Annotated in this window: 23 protein-coding genes and 1 tRNA gene; 18 read left to right on the top strand and 6 right to left on the bottom strand. The window is 59.0% G+C overall.

The genetic code is table 11. The features are described from left to right. Window positions 1-85: 85 nt before the first annotated feature. From KDX39_RS07540 to KDX39_RS07585, 10 genes are read left to right on the top strand one after another with little or no spacing between them, the layout of a single operon-like run. The gene (locus tag KDX39_RS07540) at window positions 86-1048 is read left to right on the top strand and encodes a YbgA family protein (protein WP_099226953.1); all 963 of its coding nucleotides are present in this window, start codon (window positions 86-88) and stop codon (window positions 1046-1048) included. 2 nt (window positions 1049-1050) lie between these two features. Next, window positions 1051-1953, top strand: a complete 903-nt coding sequence (locus KDX39_RS07545) for a MerR family transcriptional regulator (RefSeq protein ID WP_231659887.1) — start codon at window positions 1051-1053, stop codon at window positions 1951-1953. Between the two features lie 9 nt (window positions 1954-1962). Further along, a complete protein-coding gene (gene phrB / locus KDX39_RS07550; protein WP_231659888.1) occupies window positions 1963-3411 on the top strand; it encodes a deoxyribodipyrimidine photo-lyase in 1449 nt (482 codons plus the stop codon). Next, window positions 3404-3829, top strand: a complete 426-nt coding sequence (locus tag KDX39_RS07555; protein WP_231659889.1) for a nuclear transport factor 2 family protein — start codon at window positions 3404-3406, stop codon at window positions 3827-3829. Before phrB ends, KDX39_RS07555 begins: the two co-directional genes overlap by 8 nt. After that, on the top strand, window positions 3826-4626 hold the full coding sequence (locus KDX39_RS07560; RefSeq protein WP_231659890.1) for an SDR family NAD(P)-dependent oxidoreductase: 801 nt from the start codon (window positions 3826-3828) through the stop codon (window positions 4624-4626). The genes KDX39_RS07555 and KDX39_RS07560 overlap by 4 nt, the downstream gene beginning before the upstream one ends. After that, window positions 4623-5870 (top strand): NAD(P)/FAD-dependent oxidoreductase, encoded by a 1248-nt coding sequence (locus tag KDX39_RS07565; protein ID WP_231659891.1) that lies wholly within the window; start codon window positions 4623-4625, stop codon window positions 5868-5870. The genes KDX39_RS07560 and KDX39_RS07565 overlap by 4 nt, the downstream gene beginning before the upstream one ends. After that, a complete protein-coding gene (locus KDX39_RS07570) occupies window positions 5867-6667 on the top strand; it encodes a DUF1365 domain-containing protein (protein WP_231659892.1) in 801 nt (266 codons plus the stop codon). The genes KDX39_RS07565 and KDX39_RS07570 overlap by 4 nt, the downstream gene beginning before the upstream one ends. Further along, window positions 6654-7922, top strand: coding sequence for an SAM-dependent methyltransferase (locus KDX39_RS07575; protein ID WP_210073082.1), 1269 nt, complete (start codon window positions 6654-6656; stop codon window positions 7920-7922). The genes KDX39_RS07570 and KDX39_RS07575 overlap by 14 nt, the downstream gene beginning before the upstream one ends. Beyond that, complete coding sequence (locus KDX39_RS07580; RefSeq protein WP_231659893.1) at window positions 7915-8427, top strand: DUF2878 domain-containing protein; 513 nt, start codon at window positions 7915-7917, stop codon at window positions 8425-8427. The genes KDX39_RS07575 and KDX39_RS07580 overlap by 8 nt, the downstream gene beginning before the upstream one ends. Continuing rightward, on the top strand, window positions 8424-8738 hold the full coding sequence (locus tag KDX39_RS07585; protein WP_032632501.1) for a YkgJ family cysteine cluster protein: 315 nt from the start codon (window positions 8424-8426) through the stop codon (window positions 8736-8738). Before KDX39_RS07580 ends, KDX39_RS07585 begins: the two co-directional genes overlap by 4 nt. 73 nt (window positions 8739-8811) lie before the next feature. On the opposite strand, the gene KDX39_RS07590 is transcribed toward KDX39_RS07585, so the two are convergent. From KDX39_RS07590 to hemA, 6 genes are all read right to left on the bottom strand, one after another. Further along, window positions 8812-9330 carry an acyloxyacyl hydrolase gene (locus KDX39_RS07590; protein ID WP_004879792.1) on the bottom strand — a complete coding sequence of 173 codons (519 nt, stop codon included), beginning with the start codon at window positions 9328-9330 and terminating at the stop codon, window positions 8812-8814. A gap of 116 nt (window positions 9331-9446) precedes the next feature. Beyond that, a complete protein-coding gene (gene murI, locus KDX39_RS07595; RefSeq protein ID WP_231659894.1) occupies window positions 9447-10262 on the bottom strand; it encodes a glutamate racemase in 816 nt (271 codons plus the stop codon). Further along, a complete protein-coding gene (locus KDX39_RS07600) occupies window positions 10255-11025 on the bottom strand; it encodes a molybdopterin-synthase adenylyltransferase MoeB (RefSeq protein WP_231659895.1) in 771 nt (256 codons plus the stop codon). The genes murI and KDX39_RS07600 overlap by 8 nt, the downstream gene beginning before the upstream one ends. Next, window positions 11019-11852, bottom strand: coding sequence for a peptide chain release factor N(5)-glutamine methyltransferase (gene prmC, locus KDX39_RS07605; protein WP_231659896.1), 834 nt, complete (start codon window positions 11850-11852; stop codon window positions 11019-11021). The genes KDX39_RS07600 and prmC overlap by 7 nt, the downstream gene beginning before the upstream one ends. Further along, on the bottom strand, window positions 11853-12935 hold the full coding sequence (gene prfA, locus KDX39_RS07610; RefSeq protein ID WP_099226965.1) for a peptide chain release factor 1: 1083 nt from the start codon (window positions 12933-12935) through the stop codon (window positions 11853-11855). Next, window positions 12932-14209: a glutamyl-tRNA reductase gene (hemA, locus tag KDX39_RS07615; protein WP_231659897.1), complete on the bottom strand. Its 1278-nt coding sequence runs from the start codon at window positions 14207-14209 to the stop codon at window positions 12932-12934. Before hemA ends, prfA begins: the two co-directional genes overlap by 4 nt. A gap of 226 nt (window positions 14210-14435) precedes the next feature. Here hemA and KDX39_RS07620 point away from each other — a divergent pair, with 226 nt between their 5' ends. The 8 genes from KDX39_RS07620 (at window position 14436) to ychF (ending at window position 21353) form a co-directional block, all read left to right on the top strand. Beyond that, the gene (locus tag KDX39_RS07620) at window positions 14436-16163 is read left to right on the top strand and encodes a tetratricopeptide repeat protein (RefSeq protein WP_231659898.1); all 1728 of its coding nucleotides are present in this window, start codon (window positions 14436-14438) and stop codon (window positions 16161-16163) included. Window positions 16164-16167: 4 nt separating this feature from the next. Further along, window positions 16168-16785: a lipoprotein insertase outer membrane protein LolB gene (gene lolB, locus KDX39_RS07625; RefSeq protein ID WP_231659899.1), complete on the top strand. Its 618-nt coding sequence runs from the start codon at window positions 16168-16170 to the stop codon at window positions 16783-16785. Between the two features lie 2 nt (window positions 16786-16787). Beyond that, a complete protein-coding gene (gene ispE / locus KDX39_RS07630; protein WP_231659900.1) occupies window positions 16788-17636 on the top strand; it encodes a 4-(cytidine 5'-diphospho)-2-C-methyl-D-erythritol kinase in 849 nt (282 codons plus the stop codon). A gap of 37 nt (window positions 17637-17673) precedes the next feature. Continuing rightward, window positions 17674-17748: transfer RNA gene (locus KDX39_RS07635), tRNA-Gln, on the top strand. A gap of 45 nt (window positions 17749-17793) precedes the next feature. Continuing rightward, window positions 17794-18735, top strand: a complete 942-nt coding sequence (locus KDX39_RS07640) for a ribose-phosphate pyrophosphokinase (protein WP_002552145.1) — start codon at window positions 17794-17796, stop codon at window positions 18733-18735. A 138-nt stretch (window positions 18736-18873) separates the two neighbouring features. Beyond that, entirely contained in the window at window positions 18874-19482 is a 609-nt protein-coding gene (locus tag KDX39_RS07645; protein ID WP_099226970.1) for a 50S ribosomal protein L25/general stress protein Ctc, read from the top strand. Window positions 19483-19646: 164 nt separating this feature from the next. After that, entirely contained in the window at window positions 19647-20231 is a 585-nt protein-coding gene (gene pth, locus KDX39_RS07650; protein ID WP_099226971.1) for an aminoacyl-tRNA hydrolase, read from the top strand. Between the two features lie 21 nt (window positions 20232-20252). After that, on the top strand, window positions 20253-21353 hold the full coding sequence (ychF, locus tag KDX39_RS07655) for a redox-regulated ATPase YchF (protein ID WP_210043499.1): 1101 nt from the start codon (window positions 20253-20255) through the stop codon (window positions 21351-21353). The last annotated feature ends 81 nt before the right edge of the window (window positions 21354-21434 follow it).

Genomic DNA, 21434 nt, shown 5'->3' on the forward strand with positions numbered 1-21434 from the left:
ATTTGACTTGTACAGCTATGCACCTATGATGAGTACAAGTTGTACAGAGCATTTTGTCTGTACAAGTCTTCTGTAGAGGTTGGTGATGTCAACGCCCGTAATCGAAAAGCCCAAACTCGGTATCAGTGCCTGCCTGATGGGCGCCGAGGTTCGCTTCAATGGCGGCCACAAGGAATCGCATCTGTGCACACGCGCACTGAGCCAATACTTTGATTTCGTCCAGGCCTGCCCTGAAGTCGCAATCGGTATGGGCATCCCGCGCGAGCCTATCCGGCTGGTCGGCGATGCGGAAAATCCACGGGCGCTGGGCACGGTCAATCGCGAACTTGACGTCACCGAGGCGCTGGCTGATTACGGCACGCAGATGGCCGACGAACTGGGCGACATCTGCGGCTACATCTTCATGCAGAAGTCTCCGTCCTGCGGCCTTGAGCGAGTCAAGGTCTACCGCGAGAACGGTGCGCCGGTCGATGGAGGAGGCACTGGCATCTACGCCAAGGCGTTCTGCGAGCGCCATCCCAATCTGCCGGTCGAGGAAGACGGACGTCTCAATGACGCCGTGCTGCGGGAAAACTTCGTGACACGTGTGTTCGCTTATTCGGCATGGCAACAGTTGCTGCGCGAAGGCGTCACGCGACGCGCCCTGACCGAATTCCACTCGCGCTACAAATATCAGCTGATGGCCAACGATCCTGTGCAATACAAGGCGCTGGGCAAGATGCTCGGCAGCATGGGCCGCAGCGATCCGAAAGACATCGCCCCGCAGTATTTCAGTGACCTGATGACCGCGCTCAAGAAATGCGCAACACGTCGCACCCACACCAATGTACTTCAGCACTTGGCTGGCTACCTCAAGCAGACCATCGGTGCCGAGGACAAACAGGAAATCCAGCAGTTGATCGGCCAGTACCATCAGGGGATCGTGCCCTTGATCGTGCCGCTGACCCTGCTCAAGCACCATTTCCGCCAACACCCGGATCCGTATGTGGCGCTGCAGGTATACATGCAGCCCCATCCTGAAAACCTCAGTCTGCGAAATGCGATTTGACTATGAATGAGCTGGATAAGGACGCGCCGGACGACTGGTTGCCGATCCGCGAGGTTGCACGCCAGACCGGCGTCAATGCCGTCACTCTGCGCGCGTGGGAACGGCGTTATGGCCTGATCGTTCCGCACCGTACCGAGAAGGGTCATCGCCTGTATTCACAGGAGCACGTTCAGCGCGTGATGATGATTCTCACCTGGCTGAACCGTGGCGTTTCGGTCAGCCAGGTCAAGGCCTTGCTCGACGACGACCGACAGGACGCCACACCGCCTTCGAGCGACTGGGATGCGCTGCGCCAGACGTTACTGGTCGCAATCGGAGAACTGGCCGAGCGTCGGGTCGATGATGTGTTCAACCAGGCCATGTCGCTGTACCCGCCACGCACCCTGTGTGAGCAATTGCTGATGCCGCTGCTGGCGGAACTGGAACAGCGCTGGCAAGGCAAGTTCGGCGCTCAACTGGAGCGCACGTTTTTCTACTCATGGCTGCGCAGCAAGTTCGGCGCACGCATCTACCACAACAATCGCCAGCTCAGCGGCAAGCCCGTGCTGCTGGTCAACCAGTCCGACCTTCCGCTCGAACCACACCTGTGGCTCACCGCCTGGCTGGTCAGCAGCGCCGACTGCCCGGTCGAAGTGTTCGACTGGCCCCTGCCCGCCGGTGAACTGGCGCTGGCGGCCGAATACCTGCAGCCGCGCGGCATCGTGCTGTATTCGAGCAAGGCCTTGAACGTCGCCCATCTTCCACGCTTGCTGGCCAATATTGCCTGCCCGGTGGTGCTGGGTGGACCAACGGTGAAGATCCATAACGCCGAGTTGCTCGTAAGTGCAAACGAGGTTGCAGGTCTGACCCTCGTCGACGACCCGCTCAGTGCTCAGATCGAGCTCAACAGGCTCGGCATTATCTAAGGACTCAACATGCAACTGCTTTGGCTGCGCACCGACCTGCGCGTTCATGACAATACTGCCTTGAGCACCGCCATGGAGCGGGGACCGACACTGGCGGTCTATCTGATCAGTCCGGCCCAGTGGCAAAGCCATGACGACGCAGACTGCAAGGTCGATTTCTGGCTGCGTAATCTGGTCGAGCTGGAAAAGGCGCTCGGCAAGCTCAATGTGCCGCTGTTGATCCGCGAAGCTGACACCTGGGACAAGGCGCCCGAGGTTCTGTCGAAACTGTGCAGACAGTTCAAGATTGAAGCGGTTCACGCCAATGAGGAATACGGCATCAACGAAACCCGCCGCGACGAGGCGGTGCAAAAAACGCTGGAAGACGCTGGCGTTCATGTCCACAGCCATCTGGACCAACTGCTGTTCAAGCCCGGCAGTGTTCTGACCAAGACCGGCAATTATTTTCAGGTCTTCAGCCAGTTCAAGAAAGTCTGCTACTCGCGACTGCACGAAGCGATGCCGCGTACTGTGCGCACGCCCGCGCCACAGGAGCCGCTTTCGATCAAAAGTGACACGATTCCGGACGCCGTCAACGGCTTTTCCGTGCCGTCCAAGGCACTGCGCGATCTGTGGCCTGCGGGTGAAGACGAGGCCCATCGGCGTCTGTCCGAGTTCACTGACGATCAGATCCACTATTACAAGACTGAACGCGACCTCCCGGCCAGACCTGGCACCAGCCAGTTGTCGGCCTACCTTGCAGCGGGCGTGGTATCGCCGCGTCAATGCCTGCATGCAGCGCTGACCAGCAATCATGGTGAATTCGAGACCGGCAGTGAAGGAAGCGTGACCTGGATCAATGAACTGCTGTGGAGGGAGTTCTATAAACACACGCTGGTCGGCTATCCACGTGTTTCAAGGCATCGCGCTTTCCGTCCGGAAACCGAAGCCTTGAAATGGCGCAATGCACCTGAAGAACTGCTGGCCTGGCAAGAGGCGCGAACCGGTCTGCCGATCATCGACGCGGCCATGCGTCAGTTGCTGGAGACCGGCTGGATGCATAACCGACTACGGATGGTCGTCGCGATGTTCCTCACCAAGAATCTGCTGATCGACTGGCGGGAAGGCGAGCGCTTTTTCATGCGTCACCTGATCGACGGCGACCTCGCCGCCAACAATGGCGGCTGGCAATGGAGTTCGTCCACCGGGACGGATTCGGTGCCCTACTTCCGCATTTTCAACCCGCTGTCACAGTCCGAGCGATTCGACCCTGAAGGCGTATTCCTCAAACGCTGGCTGCCGGAACTGGCTGATCTGAACAAGAAGCAGGTCCACAACCCGGCCTCTGCCGGTGGCCTGTTCGGCGTCGCGGACTATCCTGCCCCCATCGTGGACCTGAGCAAAAGCCGTGCCCGTGCGCTGGCGGCCTTCAAGGCCCTGCCCGGTCGCCAGTCTGCGACGGAGAAAGCGGATGACTGATTTCCTGCATCGGTTCGCTGAGGGCTTTGCTGCGCTGAACAAGGACAACCTTGATCGGGTCGCCGAGCTGTACAGCGACGACGTCTCTTTCAGCGACCCGATGCACGACATCCATGGCCTGACAGCCATGCGGCGCTATTTCGCCGGGCTGTATGCCAATGTCAGCGACCTGCGTTTCGACTTCCACGCGTTCGACGAAGTCAGGTCCGGTGAAGGCTATCTGCTCTGGACCATGCATTACTCACATCCGCGTCTGGCCAATGGGTGCACCATCCATGTCCAGGGCTGCTCGCATCTGAAGTGGCGCGACGACAAGGTTTATCGGCACCAGGACTACTTCGACGCTGGCGCACTGCTCTATGAGCATTTGCCCGTCATGGGTCGGGTGATCAATTGGCTCAAGAAGAGGTTGGCATGAACACTCCTGTTGCTCGACGTATATGGCTGACTGGCGCAAGCAGCGGCATAGGCCTTGCGCTTGCCATCGAACTGCTCAAGGCAGGCCATCGTGTCGCGCTGACGGCACGCACGCTGGAGCCGTTGCAGAATCTGGCTGCTCAATACCCGACTCAAGTGCTGCTGGCGACCGGCGATATCACCGATGGCATGCAAGTCACTGCCATTGCGGACCTGATCGCTCAGGAATGGGGTGCACTGGACACGGCGATCCTCAACGCGGGCACCTGCGAGTACATTGATGCCAGGCAATTCGAAGCGGCAATGGTCGAACGCGTGGTGCGCACCAACCTGCTGGCCAGCAGCCTCTGCATACAGGAAGCCCTGCCGCTGCTGCGCAAAGGGCGTCGCCCGCATCTGGTTGGCGTGGCCAGTGCCGTGACCTTCCTGGCCCTGCCACGCGCCGAAGCCTACGGTGCCTCCAAAGCCGGTCTGCGCTACCTGTTCGAAGCCCTGCGGCTGGATCTGGCCAGCGAGAACATTGACGTGACCATCGTCAGCCCGGGTTTCGTTGAGACGCCCCTGACTGAAAAAAACGATTTCCCGATGCCCATGCGCTGGCCGGTCGACAAGGCAGCGAGACACATCGCACAGCATCTGGCACGCGAGAAGCGTCCGCTGGAGATCGCCTTCCCAGCTGCATTCATTTTCAGTATGCGACTGCTGGCAATGCTACCGGCCCGCGCAAGACTCGCCATCGGCAGGCGCATGGCACGCTCTTCGGAATCCGGCGCCACATCGAATAAGGACACTCAATGAAAATCGCCGTAGTCGGCAGCGGTATTGCCGGACTGACCAGTGCCTATCTGCTCAACCGCTCGCACGATGTGACGGTGTTCGAGTCGTCCGACTGGATCGGCGGGCACACGCATACGGTCGATGTGCAGGTCGATGGACGTCATCACGCTATCGATACCGGATTCATTGTATTCAATGACTGGACGTACCCGAACTTCGTCAAGTTGCTCGGCCAGTTGGGTGTGGCGTTCAAACCTACAGAAATGAGTTTTTCGGTACACGATCCGCACACCGGGGTGGAGTACAACGGCAATAACCTTAACAGCCTGTTCGCCCAGCGCAGCAACCTGCTGTCACCGAAATTCTGGGGAATGCTGCGCGACATCCTGCGCTTCAATCGTCTGGCCATAGAAGACCTGGAAAACCAGCGCATCGCCGCTGACACCACGCTGGGCGAGTACTTGAAGAACGGTCGCTACGGTCAACGCTTCATCGACCACTACATCGTGCCGATGGGTGCGGCGATCTGGTCGATGTCACTGGCGGACATGCTGGGGTTTCCGCTGCAGTTTTTCGTGCGCTTCTTCAAGAACCACGGCCTGCTGTCTGTCACCAATCGACCGCAGTGGTGCGTGATCGAAGGCGGCTCCAGAGGCTATATCGAGCCGTTGACGGCATCGTTCCGGGAGAAGATTCATCTGTCCTGTCCGGTCATCCGCGTCGAGCGCGATCAGGACGGCGTCACACTGCACAGCGCGATGGGCACCGAGCGCTTCGACAAGGTGATCTTCGCCTGTCACAGCGATCAGGCACTCGCCATGCTGGCCGAGCCCTCCAGTGCCGAGCAGAGCGTTCTGGGCGCGTTGCGCTATGCCGAGAACGATGTGGTGCTGCACACCGACACCCGCCTGCTGCCTGACCGTCGTCTGGCCTGGGCGAGCTGGAATTACCGGCTGGGCGGCGGAGAGCAGCAACTGGCTGCCGTCACTTATGACATGAACATCCTGCAGGGCATCGAAAGCGACACCACCTTCTGCGTAAGCCTGAATCAGAGCGCTGCCATCGACCCTGAAAAAGTCATCGGCCGCTACCGCTACGCTCACCCGCAATACAGCCTGCAGGCCGTTGCAGCCCAAGCCCGCTGGGAAGAAATCAACGGCCTCGATCACACCTGGTACTGTGGTGCGTATTGGGCCAATGGTTTTCATGAAGACGGCGTGGTCAGCGGGTTGCGCGTAGCCAAAGCCTTCGGGGAAGCCCTGTGAACAGCGCGCTTTACAGCGGCTGGATTTCGCATCGGCGATTTGCTCCCCGATCGCATGCGTTTACCTATCGCATCGGTCTGCTGTACCTGGATCTGGATGAACAGGCCAGCGTGCTCGGGTTATCGCCGCTGGCGGGGAACAAACGCTTTGCGCCGTTCTCGTTCCGTGAGCGCGATTATCTGCCGGAACTGACAGGCCGAGGTCTGTCGCTGATCGAGGCCGTGCGCGAGCGGGTCAGTGCTGCGCTGGGGCGCACGCCGACCGGTTCCGTCTGCCTGCTGACCCAGGCGCGCAGTTGGGGCCTGTCGTTCAATCCGGTGAGTTTCTTCTATTGCCATGAAGCGGACGGTACGCTGGCCGCCATCTTGTGTGAAGTCACCAACACCCCGTGGGGCGAGCGGTACAGCTATGTATTGCCCGCCAATGGCGAAGGGCATCAACATTTTGCCGTGGCCAAGGCCTTTCATGTTTCACCGTTTCTGCCTCGCGACCTCGAATACCGCATGAGCTTCAGCCAGCCCGCCGAACGGATCGGCGTGCACATGGCCGACTGGCAGGGCGAGCTGAAAATGTTCGACGCCACGCTCAACCTGACGCGCCAGAGCCTGAGCCGTCGAACGCTGCACCGCTACCTGATCACGTTTCCCTGGATGACCGCAAAAACCTGTCTGGCGATTTATTGGCAGGCCATACGCCTGTTCGCCAAACGCATACCGATCTTTTCCCATCAGGCCGCCGACGGCGAGTACCGTGCTGCCGCCGCGCAACCCAAGGATTCACGCCATGAAAAGCAGTAGCAGTAGTTTTTCTGCCAATCTGGGTACCAACAGCCTGACCGCCAGCATCCTGCGTCGAGGCGTGCTTCGACAACTGGCAGGCCTGCGCAATGGTCAACTGGTCGTTATCGAAGGTGGCGAACGCCTTACATTCGGCAAGGCTGGCGCCCTGATTCAAGGTGAAGTGCACGTTCTGGATTCCGCTGCCTGGGGCATGATTGCCAGCACCGGCTCGATCGGTGCTGCCGAGGCGTTCATCCACGGTTACTGGACCACGCCGGACCTGACCGCCGTGGTCAGAATCTTCGTCAGCAACCTGGAGGTGCTGGATGCCATGGAAGGCGGTTTCGCCCGCCTGACGCGCCCGGTGATTCATGGCCTGCACTGGCTGAATCGCAACACACGCAAAGGCTCGCAGAAAAATATCGCAGCCCATTACGACCTGGGTAACACGCTGTTCGAGCAATTCCTCGACCCGACAATGATGTATTCCGCTGCCCAATTCCTGAACCCGGACGACACTCTGGAACAGGCCCAGTTGAACAAGCTGGAACGTATCTGCCAGAAGCTGGCGCTCAAATCGACCGATCACCTGCTGGAAATCGGTACAGGCTGGGGCAGCATGGCCATCTATGCGGCGCAGCATTATGGATGCCGGGTTACCACCACGACCCTGTCGGCCGAGCAGTTCGCTTACACCGAACGACGTCTGAACGAGCTGGGCCTGACAGATCGCGTCACGCTTCTGCTGACCGACTATCGCGACCTGACCGGTGAGTACGACAAGCTGGTTTCCATCGAAATGATCGAAGCGGTGGGCCACCGGTTTCTGCCCACCTACTTCAAGCAGTGCGCCAACCTGCTCAAGAGCGACGGGCTGATGCTTTTGCAGGCCATCACCATTCGCGAGCAGCGTTACGCGCAGGCCAGACGCAACGTGGACTTCATCCAGCGTTACATCTTTCCCGGCGGTGCCCTGCCATCGGTGGCGAAGATGCTCGACATTGTCGGCTCCGACACCGACATGAATCTGCTGCACATGGAAGACTTCGGCCTGCATTACGCGCGCACGCTGCGCATGTGGTACGACAATTTCAGGCACGCCCACGTCAGGCTGACCGAACTGGGCTATGACGAGTACTTCCTGCGGTTGTGGGAGTTTTACCTGTGCTACTGCGAAGGCGGCTTCCTGGAGCGCACCATCGGCACCGCTCAGCTGTTGCTGGCCAAACCCGAAGCCCTGCGCGAACCGCTGTTAGGGCGTTTCAATGCTTAAGTCAGTCGCCAACGCGCTGCTGTTCCAGGCGGGCTGGTTCGCGTGCGTGCTGGGCAGCAGCAGTTACTGGCTACTGATTGCCGTCGGCGCACTGCTGATTCACTTCCTGTGGATCAGCTCATGGGCGGCCGAAGGGCGACTGGTATTGCTGGTGACGCTGGCGGGCACGGTGTTGGACAGTGTGCTGATGACGCTTGGGGTCTTCGATTTCGGGACCGGCGGTTATCTGATTCCGCTGTGGCTGATTGTGTTGTGGGCCGTTCTGGGCACCACGCTCAACCATTGCCTTGCCTGGACAGCAGTGCCCGTCTGGCGGGCGGCGGTTCTGGGGGCTATTGGCGGCCCGATGTCTTACTATGCCGGCTCACAACTGGCGCAGGTTCATCTTCCGCTCGGGTTCTGGCCCAGCATGACGCTGCTTGCCTTAATCTGGGCAGCTGTGTTCCCCCTGCTTCAGTGGCTGGCGGCAAGTGTGCGCGCCAGACACTCAGGAGCTTCCCTCTGAACGACACCCTTATCCCGCTCGTACCTGTCATCGACGAGGAACCAGTGACATGCTCCACCTGCGCGGCCTGTTGCTGCCAACTGGAGGTGATGCTCATCACCGACACAGGTGTGCCCGAGCGCTATATCGATACCGATGACTGGGGTGGCGAGGTCATGCTGCGCCTGGACGACGGCTGGTGCGCGGCGCTGGATCGCAACACGATGATGTGCACGATCTATGAGAAACGACCGTTGATCTGTCGGGAATTCGAGGCGGGTGCGGAGGATTGTCTGAACGAACGCAAGGGGATTGCGACGGCTTATCTTTGATGGGGCTGCAGGTAAGACCTGCAGCTTGCCGGACGCGCGCCAATGCAGCACATTGGCACGATCATGCTTGAAATCAGAACGGCATTTTGTAGTGCAGTGCGTAGCTCTCGATACCATCGTTTGGCTGTTTGATGCCGGCGTTGGAGTAGTGAGTGGCACGGATGCCCACTTCATGACCACCCGCAAAACGCAAACCGAAACCGACACGGTCTTCGAAGTTGAAAGCAGAGCCAAACTTGCGATCTTCAACCTGAGTGTTCGAGAACACGGAGACGCCGATACCAGCCTCGATGTAAGGCTTCACGCTGCCGCCTGCGAACTCATAGACCAGAACCGGAGAGAACGACAGACTGTGGTTGTCTTTGTAATCCTTGCCGTCCCAGTAGGTGTAGGCACCATCCCAGTAACCGGTCAGACGACCCACGTCGCTTTGCAGCCAGCTCTTGTCCCAATCAAATTGAACGCCCAGACGATAGGTCATGGTCGATTCGCCGGTCTGACCGACAGAAAACTCGACGCCATCAGCCTGCGCCATTGAAACTTGCCCCGCCAGGATGGCTGAAAAAACAGCCATGCAAAAGAATCTCTTCATGAGAAACGCCCTAAATTGTATGAAGTGTTACCAGATTGAAATTGTGATCAGTCGCGTTATAGAAATCGCAGACGAGGCGTTAGTTCAGCCCCGGAACAATTTTTTTCACGTTTTTTTTACAAATGGAAGCTTCTCACATTACCGGGCGTTTTCCATAGGCTGCGTAGGACTTTTCTGAATTTTTCAGGATCGTCACTGGACCAGTACAACGTCTCGCGAGCAGTTCCATTGGCGAGCAGAGCATTGGCGGCCAGAAGACGCTCAAGCTGACGCGCCACCGCAGCACCGGTATCGATCAGGGCGACCGACTCGGGGAGCATTTGCTGCAACAGCGGTTTGAGGAAGGGGTAATGCGTGCAGCCCAGGATGACAGTGTCGCAACGCTCGGCTAACAACGGCTCGACGTAACGACCGAGCAACTGACGAATCTGCGGGCTGTGCAGATCACCGGTTTCAATCAGTTCGACCAGCCCCGGGCACGGCTGGGTCACCACACGAACATCACTGGCAAACCTGTCGAGCAAGGCCGCGAAACGGGCGCTCTGCAATGTTCCGGTCGTTGCCAGCACACCCACGACGCCGCTTCGGGTCGCCTCGGCCGCCGGCTTGACCGCAGGCTCCATGCCCACGATGGGCCAGTCCGGATATACCTGACGAATATGGGCAACGCCTGCTGCCGTGGCGGTGTTACATGCAACGACCAGCGCCTTGGCACCCTGCTCGCGAAAGAAGCCGGCAATGGTCAGGCAGCGCTCGATGATGTACTCGGAGCTTTTTTCACCATATGGAATGTGGCCGCAATCGGCCAGATACATCAGCGATTCGTGGGGCAGCCTCTGACGAATCTCGCCCAGCACCGACAGACCGCCGACACCGGAATCGAACACCCCGACCGGAGCGTCGCTGCCATAGCTCATGTGAACGTCAGACATGCTCGCCCTGCCCGTTCGCCGCACCGCATACGCTGCAACCGGGGTCACGCTTGACCTTCAGCTCTCGAAAACGGGTGGTCAAGGCATCAATCAGCAGCAGGCGCCCCACCATCGGCTCGCCAAAACCTGCGAGCAACTTCAAGGCTTCAAGCGCCTGCAGACTGCCCACCAGCCCGACCAGCGGGCCGATGACACCGGCCTCACTGCAGGTCAGTTCGGCCTCGCTGCCATGCCCATACAGACAGTGGTAGCAGGGGCTCTCACTGCGCCGCGGATCGAACACCGACAACTGACCTTCGAGCCGAATGGCTGCGCCGCTGATCAGTGGCCGGCCGGCCTTTACACATGCCGCATTGACCGCCTCGCGGGTGGAAAAATTATCGGAGCAGTCGAGGACCAGATCCACGGCCTGTACGGCAGCGCTCAATGAATCAACGTCCAGCGCTTCACGATGAGCGACCAGACTGACTTGCGGGTTGATGGCGGTCAGACGGGCGATGGCAGAATCCACCTTGGCCATGCCGACGCTCTGTGTGTCATGAATGATCTGACGTTGCAGATTGGTCAGGTCGACGGTGTCGAAGTCGGCCAGATGCAGCTCTCCAACCCCGGCAGCGGCAAGATACAGCGCGACCGGCGAGCCCAGCCCGCCCAGCCCGACCACCAGCGCACGGCTTTTGCCGAGACGCAATTGCCCTTCGATATCGACGTGTTGCAGCAGAATCTGGCGGCTGTAGCGCAGCAGTTCCTGATCACTCAGCACGGCATGCATCCGAAGGTAATGCGCTCGTGCTCACCCAGATCACGGCGAGTCTGAATACGCTCGAAGCCACTACGGATCAGCAATTCCCGCACCGCAGAGCCCTGATCATAGCCATGTTCCAGCAACAACCAGCCGCCCGGACTCAGGTGATCGGGCGCCTGGCTGATAATGGTGCGCAGATCGTCCAGACCGTCGGGACCTGCGGTCAGCGCACTGCTCGGCTCGAAGCGCACATCACCGGCCGAAAGATGGGGATCAGTTTCGGCGATATATGGCGGATTGCTGATGATCAGATCGAACTGCCGACCTTCCAGCGCACTGAACCAGTGGCTGTTCATGACCGCGGCATTGTCCAGTTGCAGGCGCTGGCGATTGCGCTCGGCCAGTGCCACGGCTTCAGGCACACGATCAACGGCGGTGATTTTCCATTGCTGACGATCATTGGCCAACGCCAGACCGATGGCTCCGGTGCCCGTTCCCATGTCCAGCACCTCGGCGGGAGCGAAGGCAGGCACCAGTTCCAGCGCGGCCTCGACCAGCATTTCAGTCTCCGGGCGCGGAATCAGGGTGTGCGGCGCGACTTCGAGGTCGAGCTTCCAGAAGCCTTGCTGACCCAGAATATAGGCGACAGGCTCACCGGTACGGCGACGCTGCAAGAACCCCGAGAACGCCAGCGCCGCTTCGGTGCTGACAATACGCTCGGGCCAGGTGTGCAGGAAGCTGCGGGGCTTGCCCAGGGCAGCGGCCAGCAGCAACTCGGCGTCCAGCCGGGCGGTTGGGGAATCGGGAAGCTCAGCGCTTCTTAACAAGCTGGCGATGATGGTCATTTACTCACCCAGTGCCGCAAGTTGATCAGCCTGATATTCAGCGAGTAGCGGCTCTATCACTGCATCGACTCCACCGGCCATGACTTCATCCAGCGAATACAGGGTCAGGTTCACGCGGTGATCCGTTACTCGCCCCTGAGGAAAATTATACGTGCGAATACGCTCCGAACGATCACCGGAGCCCACCAGCAGCTTGCGCTCGCTGGCAATCGCATTGGCAGCGGCACTGGTCTGCTGGTCATTGAGTTTGGCAGATAACCAGGACATCGCACGCGCTCTGTTCTTGTGCTGCGAGCGCTCTTCCTGGCACTCCACGACGATACCTGACGGCAAGTGGGTGATGCGGATGGCCGAGTCGGTCTTGTTGACGTGCTGACCACCGGCACCGGAAGAACGGTAGGTGTCGACACGCAGGTCAGCCGGATTGATCTCGATCGCCTGCTGCTCGTCGGGCTCCGGCAACACCGCCACCGTGCAGGCAGACGTATGAATGCGACCCTGGGATTCGGTTTCGGGCACGCGCTGCACGCGATGCGCCCCGGACTCGAATTTCAGCTTGCCGTAAACGTTCTCGCCTTCGACGCGGGCAATGACTTCCTTGTAGCCGCCATGCTCGCCTTCGTTCTCGGACAGCACTTCCACGCGCCAGCCACGCCGCTCGGCGTAACGCGAATACATACGAAACAGGTCGCCGGAGAAAATCGCCGCCTCGTCACCGCCGGTGCCAGCGCGTATTTCCAGAAACACGTTACGGCCATCGTTAGGGTCCCTGGGCAGCAGCATGCGCTGCAACTCAGCCTCCAGCTCGACAAGCTGCAGTTTGGTCTCCCGAACTTCTTCGACCGCCATTTCACGCATGTCCGGATCACTGTCCTTGAGCAGTGCCTGCGCACCTTCAAGGTCGGCCACCAGCTTGATGCGCTGATTGTAAAGCGCAATAACAGGCTCTACCTCGGCGTATTCACGAGAATAGGCGCGAAATTTGGTCTGATCGCTGATGACCTCTGCGTCGCCCAGCAGCGCAGTCAGTTCCTCGAAGCGGTCGCTGAGCACATCCAGCTTGTTGAGCAGTGAAGCTTTCATTGCGGGGTTTTATCCGTCGAGCCCTCACCGAGGGCAAAAAGTTCCTGAGCCATAGCCAGCGCATCGACGCGGCCTTCGGCAGACAGCTTCTTGAGCTGAACGCTCGGAGCGTGCAGCAATTTGTTGGTCAGACCGCGCGCCAGTTGCACCAGCACCTCTTCGGCATTGCTGCCGTTGGCGAGCATGCGCTGGGCCTTGCTCAGTTCTTCGTCCCGCAGCCGCTCGCTCTGCTGCCGATAGGCGCGCAGCACATCGACCGCCGCCAGTTCGCGCAGGCGGGACATGAAGTCCTCGGCTCCGGCACTGACCAACTGTTCAGCCGCCAGCGCCGCCCCCTGACGACTCTTGAGATTCTCGGCGACGACTTCATGCAGGTCATCGACGCTGTACAGATACACGTCATCCAGTTCGCCGACTTCCGGTTCGATATCCCGGGGTACGGCAATATCGACCATGAAAATCGGCTTGTGCTTGCGCAGCTTCAGCGCACTTTCAACAGCGCCCTTGCCCAGGATCGGCAACTGGCTGGCCGTAGAGCTGATCACAATGTCACTGTTGACCAGCTCGGCGGGAATATCCGACAGCAACACAGCGTGGGCACCGAACTCGGCGGCCAGAATACTCGCGCGCTCCAGCGTACGGTTGGCGACCACGATGCGTTTGACGCCAAGGTCATGCAAATGCCGGGCAACCAGCGTGATGGTCTCGCCCGCTCCGATCAGTAACGCCTGGCTGCGTTGCAGATCGCTGAAAATCTGTTTTGCCAGACTGACGGCGGCAAACGCTACCGATACCGGGTTCTCGCCAATGGCGGTGTCCGTGCGCACCTGTTTGGCAGCACTGAACGTGGCCTGGAACAGTCGGCCGAGCAACGGACCGACGGTACCTGCCTCGCGGGCGACAGCGTACGCCGATTTCATCTGGCCGAGAATCTGCGGCTCACCCAATACCAGAGAATCCAGACCCGACGCGACCCGCATCATGTGTCTCACGGCGTCGTCATCCTCGTGGACATAGGCGCTGGCGCGCAGCTCATCCAGGCTCAGATGATGATAATCGGCGAGCCAGGCCAGAATCTGGTCGGCCGCAAGCTCTTCGTGCTCGATGTACAGCTCACTGCGATTACAGGTCGAGAGGATCGCCGCTTCACGGCTATGCGTCAGGCGACACAGCTGCTGCAGGGCCTCAACCAACTGTTCGGGCGTAAATGCCACGCGCTCGCGAACGTCGACCGAGGCGGTCTTATGGTTGATGCCAAGTGCAAGGAAGGCCATTCAGGGTCGCTGGTTGTGACATGAAGCCGGCAATTGTCCTACTTCAATAAGCTCAGAACAACCACCGCATATTATTGTCCCACTAGAATCGCTCATCGCAGGCCGCCTGTGCAGGCCTGCAGCACCGCTAAAATAAGCATTGAAGTACTTTTTCCGACGGCTGTGGGTTTGCCAACAGCCTTGTGTCATGATGATCCAAACCGCAGGTAAGCCGCCCTTCTTATATATGAATAGATTCTCCGCGTTGTTCCTTGCCCTGGCCTTTCTAGGCGGCTGTCAGTCCATGACCCCCGTTGCGTCGCAGCCTGATACTGCGCAGAAAGAAACCCCTCCCGCGCCTGAAACCAAGCCGCAGGTCTACGGTTCGTTCACTCAGGAGACCCTCGTCAGCCTGCTGAGCGCGGAGCTGGCTGGGCAACGCAACCGTTTCGATATCGCCTTGGACAACTACGTGACCCAGGCGATCAAGACTCAGGATCCCGGGGTTTCCGAACGCGCCTATCGCATCGCCGAGTACATGGGTGCCGACCAGTCGGCGCTGGACACCGCGCTGATCTGGGCCAAAAACGACTCGAAGAACCTCGAGGCGCAACGGGCCGCCGCCATTCAACTGGCGCGCTCGGGCCGCTATGACGACTCCATGGCTTACATGGAGAAGGTTCTGCAGGGTCAGGGCGACACGCATTTCGATTTTCTGGCGCTCTCCGCCGCAGAAACCGATTCGGATACGCGCAACGGTCTGCTCAAAAGCTTTGACCGGCTGCTGGGCAAATACCCGAATAACGGCCAGTTGATCTTCGGCAAGGCTCTGCTGCTTCAACAGAACGGCGACTCCGAACAATCGCTCAAGCTGCTGGAAGACAATCCCCCCAAGGAAGGCGAAGTCGCGCCGATCCTGCTGCGCACCCGCCTGCTGCAAAGCATGGGCCGCGGCAAGGAAGCATTGCCGATCCTTGAAAAAAGCATCAGGAAATACCCCGAAGACAAGCGCCTGCGCCTGACCTATGCCCGCATGCTGGTGGAACAGAACCGCATGAATGACGCAAAGGCGCAGTTCTCCAGCCTTCTGCAGCAGTATCCAGAAGACGATGACCTGCGCTTTTCACTGGCACTGGTCTGCCTGGAAGCCAAGGCCTGGGATGAAGCGGCAGGTTATCTGGAAGAGCTGATCGCTCGCGGTGCCCACGTCGATTCGGCGCACCTGAATCTGGGCCGCATTCATGAGGAACGCGATGATCCGCAAAGTGCGCTGGACGAATATGCGCAGGTCGGACCGGGTACAGACTTCCTGACAGCGCAGTTGCGCCAGAGCGACATCCTGATCAGCAATGGCAACGCGGCAGAAGCGTCCAAGCGTCTGGCCGAAGCCCGCGACGCTCAGCCCGAATATGCCATACAGCTTTATCTGATCGAAGCCGAAACGTTGACCAGCAATGACCATGCTGACCGCGGTTGGCAGGTCCTGAGCCAGGCGCTCAAACAATACCCTGACGACATCAACCTGCTGTACACGCGGGCAATGCTCGCCGAGAAGCGCAACGACCTGGCGCAGATGGAAAAGGATCTGCGCGCCATCATCAAGCGCGAGCCTGAAAACGCCATGGCCCTCAATGCGCTGGGCTATACACTTTCAGACCGGACCACGCGCTACGCCGAGGCCAGAGCGTTGATCGAAAAGGCTCACTCGATAAACCCCGATGATCCGGCCGTTCTCGACAGCCTTGGCTGGGTCAATTATCGAATGGGCAATCTGGACGAGGCCGAACGCCTGCTGCGCAAGGCCCTCGAACGCTTCCCCGACCACGAAGTTGCCGCTCACCTGGGGGAAGTGCTCTGGGCCAAAGGCCAACAGAGCGAAGCCCGCAAAGTCTGGGCCAAGGCCCTGGAACAGCAACCCGACAGCCCTATTCTGCGCAGCACCCTGCGGCGCTTGACCGGATCAGAGACCCTTTGACGTTATGTTTTTGCGCCACGTAGTTGTATTCAGCCTCATCGCCCTGCTCGCCGGCTGCGCCGGCCTTACCTCGCGAGAGTCCGTTCAGGGCAAGGGCGATTCCGCGCAATGGCGCGAACACAAACAGCAACTGAGCAGCCTCGACGGCTGGCAGATCAACGGCAAGGTCGGCATTCGCGCGCCGAAAGATTCCGGCAGCGGCACGCTGTTCTGGCTGCAGCGTCAGGACTATTACGATATCCGCCTTTCCGGTCCGCTGGGACGCGGCGCGGCGCGCCTGACCGGCAGACCCGGCGCCGTTGCACTCGAAGTGGCCAATCAGGGGCGCTACGAAGCCAAGACGCCTGAAGAACTTCTGCAGGACCAGCTCGGCTGGAGGCTCCCGGTTTCTCACCTTGTGTGGTGGGTCCGCGGCCTTCCCGCGCCGGACAGCAAAAGCCAGGTCACTCTGGGCAGCGACAGTCGCCTGGCGAGCCTTGATCAGGACGGCTGGCAGGTCGAATACCTGAGCTACGTCGAACAGAACGGTTACTGGTTGCCCGAGCGCGTGAAACTGCACGGCCAGGACCTCGACGTCACGCTGGTCATCAAGGACTGGCAGCCTCGCAAACTGGGGCAGTGAGCATGAATACAACTCAACTGGTTCTGCCCGCCCCGGCAAAATTGAACCTGATGCTGCACATTCTGGGACGTCGTCCTGACGGCTATCACGAGTTGCAGACGATCTTTCAGTTTCTCGATCACGGCGACGAACTGGGCTTCGCCATCCGCGAAGACGGCAAGATTTGTCTGCAGACCGACGTGCCGGGCGTTCCACACGACAGCAATCTCATCGTCCGGGCCGCTCGAGCGCTTCAGGCACAATCAGGTTGCAAGCTCGGCATGGATATCTGGCTCGAAAAACGCCTGCCCATGGGGGGCGGCATCGGCGGCGGCAGCTCCGACGCCGCGACCACCCTGCTGGGTCTGAATCATTTGTGGGGTCTTGGCTGGGACGAAGATCGCCTCGCAGCGCTGGGTCTGACGCTAGGTGCCGACGTACCGGTTTTCGTCCGTGGTCACGCGGCATTCGCGGAAGGCGTTGGAGAAATTCTCACCCCCGTAAACCCTGAAGAACCTTGGTATTTGGTGCTTGTTCCGCAAGTCGCTGTAAGTACAGCAGAAATTTTTTCAGATCCGTTGTTGACACGCGACTCGCCGCCCATTAAAGTGCGCCCCGTTCCCAAGGGAAACAGTCGAAATGACTGTAAAGCGGTTGTAGAGAGGCGTTACCCTGAAGTACGTAACGCTTTGAATTTGTTAGGTAATTTTACCGAAGCAAAATTAACCGGAACTGGAAGTTGTGTGTTTGGGGCCTTCCCAAACAAAGCTGAAGCTGATAAAGTCTCGGCCCTTCTTACAGAGACCCTTACAGGGTTTGTTGCGAAAGGAAGTAACATTTCGATGTTGCATCGTAAGCTTCAAGATCTGTAGCAGGAATTGAGTGCAAGGCACTCGATTGATTCAATACAGGGGCGTCGCCAAGCGGTAAGGCAGCAGGTTTTGATCCTGCCATGCGTTGGTTCGAATCCAGCCGCCCCTGCCATTTTCTATACTCATCCAGGTTACCCTCAGCCTCTAGGTACTGCGCGTGTCCAAGATGATGGTCTTTACGGGGAATGCTAACCCCGATCTCGCTCGGCGTGTAGTACGTCAGCTGCATATCCCACTGGGTGATGTTTCTGTTGGTAAGTTCTCCGACGGCGAAATCAGCACTGAGATTAATGAAAACGTCCGCGGTAAAGACGTCTTCATCATTCAGCCGACCTGCGCACCGACAAACGATAACCTGATGGAACTCGTCGTGATGGCTGATGCCTTCCGCCGCTCCTCAGCGTCCCGAATCACTGCTGTGATTCCCTACTTTGGTTATGCCCGTCAGGATCGCCGTCCGCGTTCCGCACGTGTGGCTATCAGCGCGAAAGTCGTTGCCGATATGCTGACCGTGGTGGGTATCGATCGTGTTCTCACGGTTGATCTTCATGCTGACCAGATCCAGGGTTTTTTCGATATTCCGGTAGATAACATCTACGGCTCCCCCGTTCTGGTGGATGATATCGAAGACCAGCGCTTTGAAAACCTGATGATCGTTTCCCCGGATATCGGCGGCGTCGTGCGTGCACGTGCAGTGGCCAAATCCCTGGGTGTCGATCTCGGGATCATCGACAAACGCCGCGAGAAAGCCAATCACTCCGAAGTGATGCATATCATCGGTGATGTCGAAGGGCGTACCTGTATTCTGGTCGATGACATGGTCGATACCGCAGGCACCCTGTGCCATGCGGCCAAGGCCCTGAAAGAGCATGGCGCTGCCAAGGTCTTTGCCTACTGCACACACCCTGTGCTGTCGGGTCGGGCGATCGAAAACATTGAAAATTCCGTGCTGGACGAACTGGTGGTGACGAACACCATCCCGTTGTCCGCTGCAGCACAAGCCTGTAGCCGTATCCGCCAACTGGATATTGCGCCGGTAGTCGCCGAGGCGGTTCGCCGCATCAGCAACGAAGAATCGATCAGCGCGATGTTCCGCTAAGGGTTCTCCCTAAGCCTGCATTTCGTCGACGAAAAGCGCCCCGCCCTGGCATTCGGTCAGGGCGGGGCTTTTTTGCCCATATCGCTCTGGCGCTGGTCGCAAACGCCATTGTGAATGTGGTTATTTTGGAGAAACAACATGAACGATTTTACTCTGAATGCTGAACAGCGTTCCGACCTGGGGAAAGGTGCGAGCCGCCGCCTGCGTCGTCTCGCTAGCCTGGTTCCAGCTGTTGTCTACGGTGGCGACAAAGCCCCTGAGTCCATCAGCATGCTGGCCAAGGAAGTTGCAAAACTGCTCGAAAACGAAGCTGCTTTCAGCCACGTTATCGAACTGAACGTTGCTGGTAAGAAGCAAAACGTTCTGATCAAGGCCCTGCAGCGTCACCCGGCCAAAGGCCACGTGATGCACGCTGACTTCGTGCGCGTTATCGCTGGTCAGAAACTGACCGCTATCGTGCCGATCCACTTCATCAACGAAGAAGCTCCGGTCAAGAAAGGCGGCGAGATCTCGCACACTACCACTGAACTGGAAGTGACCTGCCTGCCGAAAGACCTGCCTGAGTTCATCGAAGTTGACCTGGGCGCGCTGGAAATCGGTTCGAACGTTCACCTGTCCGAGCTGAAAGCACCTAAAGGCGTTGAGTTCGTAGCACTGGCACACGGTACTGACCTGGCAATCGCCAACGTTCACGCACCACGTGTTGTTGCTGAAGACACCGACGCAGAAGAAGGCGCCGCAGAGTAATTTCATTACTGTGTAGCGTCGGAGTTGCTCAGGAAACATCGCGAGCGATAGCAGGCAAAGCGGGCGGAATCGCGGAGTTTACATCATGGTAAATGAGCACTTTTCGTCCACATTGCCGCTGTCGCAAGCGGTTTGACCACAACTCCAAAGGAAGGGCCCTTGCCGTGACCGCCATACAACTGATCGTTGGCCTGGGAAATCCAGGCGCTGAATACGAACAGACCCGGCATAACGCAGGGGCTCTTTTCGTTGAGCGTATAGCTGCGGCGCAACGAGTCAACCTCGTTCCCGAGCGCAAATTCTTTGGCCTGACCGGACGCTTCTCGCATCAGGGTCAGGATGTTCGTCTGCTGATCCCCACCACGTACATGAACCGCAGCGGCCAGGCCGTGGCGGCACTCGCCGGCTTCTATCGCATCCCGGTCGACTCGATACTGGTGGCACACGACGAACTCGACCTGCCTCCGGGCGTTGCCAAACTCAAAGTGGGCGGCGGCCATGGCGGTCATAACGGATTGCGCGACATCATCGCGCAACTGGGTAACCAGAACACTTTTCATCGCTTGCGGCTTGGCATCGGCCACCCGGGCGACGCCAGCAAGGTGTCGGGCTTTGTCCTGGGTCGAGCGCCGCGCGCCGAACAGGACAAGCTGGACGCCAGTATCGACTTTGCCCTCGGCGTGCTGCCGGATATCTTCGCCGGTGAATGGAACCGGGCGATGAAAAACCTGCACAGCCAGAAGGCCTGACATCACTCGAGGGGAAACACCATGGGCTTCAATTGCGGCATCGTCGGCCTGCCCAACGTCGGCAAATCCACTCTGTTCAACGCCCTGACCAAGTCCGGTATTGCAGCGGAAAACTTCCCCTTCTGCACCATCGAACCGAACAGCGGCATCGTGCCAATGCCGGATCCACGCCTTGCCGCGCTGGCCGCCATCGTGAACCCCAAGCGCATCCTGCCGACCACCATGGAATTCGTCGACATCGCGGGCCTCGTTGCCGGCGCCTCGAAGGGTGAAGGTCTGGGCAACAAATTTCTGGCCAACATTCGCGAAACCGACGCCATCGCTCACGTGGTGCGCTGCTTCGAAGACGAGAACGTGATTCACGTCTCCAACAGCGTCGATCCCAAGCGCGATATCGAGATCATCGACCTCGAACTGATCTTCGCCGACCTCGACAGCTGCGAAAAGCAACTGCAGAAAGTCACTCGCAACGCCAAGGGCGGCGACAAGGACGCGGTGGTCCAGAAAGGCCTGCTCGAGCAATTGATCAGCCACTTCACCGAAGGCAAGCCGGCACGCAGTCTGATGAAGTCCATGAGCAATGACGAGAAAGCCGTCATCCGTGGTTTCCATCTGCTGACCACCAAGCCGGTCATGTACATCGCCAACGTCGCGGAAGACGGTTTCGAGAACAACCCACTGCTGGACGTGGTTCGTGCCATCGCCGAAGAAGAAGGCGCAATGCTGGTGCCGGTCTGCAACAAGATCGAAGCGGAAATCGCCGAACTGGATGACGGTGAAGAGAAGGACATGTTCCTCGAAGCCCTGGGCCTTGAAGAACCCGGCCTGAACCGCGTGATTCGTGCAGGCTATGAAATGCTCCACCTGCAGACCTACTTCACCGCCGGTGTCGAAGAAGTCCGCGCCTGGACCGTCCGCGTCGGTGCCACCGCACCTCAGGCTGCAGGCGTGATCCACACCGACTTCGAAAAAGGATTCATCCGCGCCGAGTGCATCGCCTACGACGATTTCATTCAGTACAAGGGTGAAGGCGGCGCGAAGGAAGCGGGCAAATGGCGTCTGGAGGGCAAGGACTACATCGTCAAGGACGGTGACGTGCTGCACTTCCGTTTCAACGTCTAAAGAGCACACAGAGGCGCTCACAGCATTTTTATCGTAGCGCCCTGCCCCTCCGCATCAGAAACAGAAAAGCCCCGACAATCG

This window comes from Pseudomonas sp. CDFA 610, assembly GCF_021147865.1.
Classification (GTDB): Bacteria; Pseudomonadota; Gammaproteobacteria; order Pseudomonadales; family Pseudomonadaceae; genus Aquipseudomonas; species Aquipseudomonas alliivorans.

Excerpts from the sequence above, each read along its gene's own strand:
- KDX39_RS07540 (WP_099226953.1), top strand. The coding sequence starts at position 86 with ATGTCAACGCCCGTAATCGAAAAGCCCAAACTCGGTATCAGTGCCTGC.
- KDX39_RS07565 (WP_231659891.1), top strand. The coding sequence starts at position 4,623 with ATGAAAATCGCCGTAGTCGGCAGCGGTATTGCCGGACTGACCAGTGCC.
- prfA (WP_099226965.1), bottom strand. The coding sequence starts at position 12,935 with ATGAAAGCTTCACTGCTCAACAAGCTGGATGTGCTCAGCGACCGCTTC.
- KDX39_RS07620 (WP_231659898.1), top strand. The coding sequence starts at position 14,436 with ATGAATAGATTCTCCGCGTTGTTCCTTGCCCTGGCCTTTCTAGGCGGC.
- ispE (WP_231659900.1), top strand. The coding sequence starts at position 16,788 with ATGAATACAACTCAACTGGTTCTGCCCGCCCCGGCAAAATTGAACCTG.
- ychF (WP_210043499.1), top strand. The coding sequence starts at position 20,253 with ATGGGCTTCAATTGCGGCATCGTCGGCCTGCCCAACGTCGGCAAATCC.
- murI (WP_231659894.1), bottom strand. The coding sequence starts at position 10,262 with ATGTCTGACGTTCACATGAGCTATGGCAGCGACGCTCCGGTCGGGGTG.
- KDX39_RS07560 (WP_231659890.1), top strand. The coding sequence starts at position 3,826 with ATGAACACTCCTGTTGCTCGACGTATATGGCTGACTGGCGCAAGCAGC.
- phrB (WP_231659888.1), top strand. The coding sequence starts at position 1,963 with ATGCAACTGCTTTGGCTGCGCACCGACCTGCGCGTTCATGACAATACT.
- hemA (WP_231659897.1), bottom strand. The coding sequence starts at position 14,209 with ATGGCCTTCCTTGCACTTGGCATCAACCATAAGACCGCCTCGGTCGAC.
- KDX39_RS07645 (WP_099226970.1), top strand. The coding sequence starts at position 18,874 with ATGAACGATTTTACTCTGAATGCTGAACAGCGTTCCGACCTGGGGAAA.
- KDX39_RS07590 (WP_004879792.1), bottom strand. The coding sequence starts at position 9,330 with ATGAAGAGATTCTTTTGCATGGCTGTTTTTTCAGCCATCCTGGCGGGG.
- KDX39_RS07545 (WP_231659887.1), top strand. The coding sequence starts at position 1,051 with ATGAATGAGCTGGATAAGGACGCGCCGGACGACTGGTTGCCGATCCGC.
- KDX39_RS07575 (WP_210073082.1), top strand. The coding sequence starts at position 6,654 with ATGAAAAGCAGTAGCAGTAGTTTTTCTGCCAATCTGGGTACCAACAGC.
- lolB (WP_231659899.1), top strand. The coding sequence starts at position 16,168 with ATGTTTTTGCGCCACGTAGTTGTATTCAGCCTCATCGCCCTGCTCGCC.
- prmC (WP_231659896.1), bottom strand. The coding sequence starts at position 11,852 with ATGACCATCATCGCCAGCTTGTTAAGAAGCGCTGAGCTTCCCGATTCC.
- KDX39_RS07555 (WP_231659889.1), top strand. The coding sequence starts at position 3,404 with ATGACTGATTTCCTGCATCGGTTCGCTGAGGGCTTTGCTGCGCTGAAC.
- KDX39_RS07580 (WP_231659893.1), top strand. The coding sequence starts at position 7,915 with ATGCTTAAGTCAGTCGCCAACGCGCTGCTGTTCCAGGCGGGCTGGTTC.